The 755-nt window shown below is 40.3% G+C and carries 1 protein-coding gene; it reads left to right on the forward strand.

Annotated features, from left to right (window positions below):
* Window positions 1-347: 347 nt before the first annotated feature.
* Window positions 348-755 (forward strand): Crp/Fnr family transcriptional regulator (locus tag R7Q11_RS25935; RefSeq protein WP_225466973.1); only part of this gene is annotated, 408 nt, incomplete at its 3' end.

A 755-nucleotide genomic window follows, 5' to 3' on the forward strand; every position in this document is an offset into this window, starting at 1 on the left:
TTGGTGTTCTGTGGTCATATTTTTCGTAGTAATGAACTTTCGTTGTTTTATTGATAAATCTTTTTAAAACATTTGGTTATGAATGTGTTCGTTTGTGTTTTTAGGCGATAAACACGACGTTGAATTTATTTTTAAGTTTTTAATACATGTCGGCACAGTAGGGTTGCATATTTATTGCTCAGTATTTAGAGGCAGAAAGAACAGTGAAATGATTAGAGTTCAAATCTGTGTTTGGAAGAAGCAAACATAACATGATGAGGTAAGCAGAAGTCTTAGCGTTATCTGTTGCTTATGCGAAATCGAGATGATATTGATCTGGTTACTTTAGGCAACGCATGGAATAAAGAATGGAAGCCGAGCAGTTAGAAGTACTCAATTTCATTAGCCAACATCCTCCTTTCGATGAACTGCCAGAAGAGCAGTTAAAAAAAATCGCCATTCATGCAGAAGTGGCGTATTTCCGTCAAGGTACCGACATCCTCAAATTTGGCGATACGATTCGCGACTTGTATATGGTACGCAGTGGAGCGGTAGAGATTTATCGACGCAAAGGTGAGCTTTATAACCGTATTGATGCTGGTGGCCTGTTCGGGCAAATGGGGTTGCTCATGAACAACCGCGTTCGTATGCCAGCAAAAGCGATAGAAGACACCTTGGTGTATTGCATTCCTGAGAACATCTTCAACGAACTTTGCGACGAGTTTGAAAACTTCGCGGATTTTATGGAGCTTGAAGATAGCGCTCGGCTTCGCAAT

This window comes from Vibrio sp. 970, from assembly GCF_033339075.1.